Source organism: Kitasatospora sp. NPDC049258 (assembly GCF_040678895.1).
Lineage (GTDB): Bacteria > Actinomycetota > Actinomycetes > Streptomycetales > Streptomycetaceae > Kitasatospora.
Window position 1 is genome coordinate 3,337 of sequence record NZ_JBFAQT010000089.1, and the last position, 1,507, is coordinate 4,843.

At 56.5% G+C, this 1,507-nt stretch carries 1 rRNA gene (cut by a window edge); it reads left to right on the forward strand.

Features of this window, described 5'->3' with window-relative positions:
- Positions 1–1,505, forward strand: a 23S ribosomal RNA gene (locus tag AB0K43_RS31230) (it extends 1,643 nt beyond the left edge of the window).
- The last annotated feature ends 2 nt before the right edge of the window (positions 1,506–1,507 follow it).

Here is a 1,507-nt window from a genome sequence, read left to right on the forward strand (position 1 = left end):
ACCTGTAGTAGGTGAGCGATGGGGTGACGCAGGAAGGTAGTCCAGCCCGGGCGGTGGTAGTCCCGGGGTAAGGGTGTAGGCCGAGTGATAGGCAAATCCGTCACTCATTAAGGCTGAGACCTGATGCCGAGCCGATTGTGGTGAAGTGGATGATCCTATGCTGTCGAGAAAAGCCTCTAGCGAGTTTCATGGCGGCCCGTACCCCAAACCGACTCAGGTGGTCAGGTAGAGAATACCGAGGCGTTCGGGTGAACTATGGTTAAGGAACTCGGCAAAATGCCCCCGTAACTTCGGGAGAAGGGGGGCCATTCCTGGTGACGAGTCTTGCACTCCGAGCTGGGGGTGGCCGCAGAGACCAGCGAGAAGCGACTGTTTACTAAAAACACAGGTCCGTGCGAAGCCGTAAGGCGATGTATACGGACTGACGCCTGCCCGGTGCTGGAACGTTAAGGGGACCGGTTAGTGGGGTTTCGACTCCGCGAAGCTGAGAACTTAAGCGCCAGTAAACGGCGGTGGTAACTATAACCATCCTAAGGTAGCGAAATTCCTTGTCGGGTAAGTTCCGACCTGCACGAATGGCGTAACGACTTCTCGACTGTCTCAACCATAGGCCCGGTGAAATTGCATTACGAGTAAAGATGCTCGTTTCGCGCAGCAGGACGGAAAGACCCCGGGACCTTTACTATAGCTTGATATTGGTGTTCGGTTCGGCTTGTGTAGGATAGGTGGGAGACTTTGAAGCAGCAACGCCAGTTGTTGTGGAGTCGACGTTGAAATACCACTCTGGTCGTGCTGGATGTCTAACCTGGGTCCGTGATCCGGATCAGGGACAGTGTCTGGTGGGTAGTTTAACTGGGGCGGTTGCCTCCTAAAGAGTAACGGAGGCGCCCAAAGGTTCCCTCAGCCTGGTTGGCAATCAGGTGTTGAGTGTAAGTGCACAAGGGAGCTTGACTGTGAGACTGACGGGTCGAGCAGGGACGAAAGTCGGGACTAGTGATCCGGCGGTGGCTTGTGGAAGCGCCGTCGCTCAACGGATAAAAGGTACCCCGGGGATAACAGGCTGATCTTCCCCAAGAGTCCATATCGACGGGATGGTTTGGCACCTCGATGTCGGCTCGTCGCATCCTGGGGCTGGAGTAGGTCCCAAGGGTTGGGCTGTTCGCCCATTAAAGCGGTACGCGAGCTGGGTTTAGAACGTCGTGAGACAGTTCGGTCCCTATCCGCTGTGCGCGTAGGAGTGTTGAGAAGGGCTGTCCCTAGTACGAGAGGACCGGGACGGACGAACCTCTGGTGTGCCAGTTGTCCTGCCAAGGGCATGGCTGGTTGGCTACGTTCGGGAGGGATAACCGCTGAAAGCATCTAAGCGGGAAGCCTGCTTCGAGATGAGCACTCCCACCTCCTTGAGAGGGTAAGGCTCCCAGTAGACGACTGGGTTGATAGGCCGGATATGGAAGCCTCGTGAGGGGTGGAGTTGACCGGTACTAATAGGCCGAGGGCTTGTCCTCAG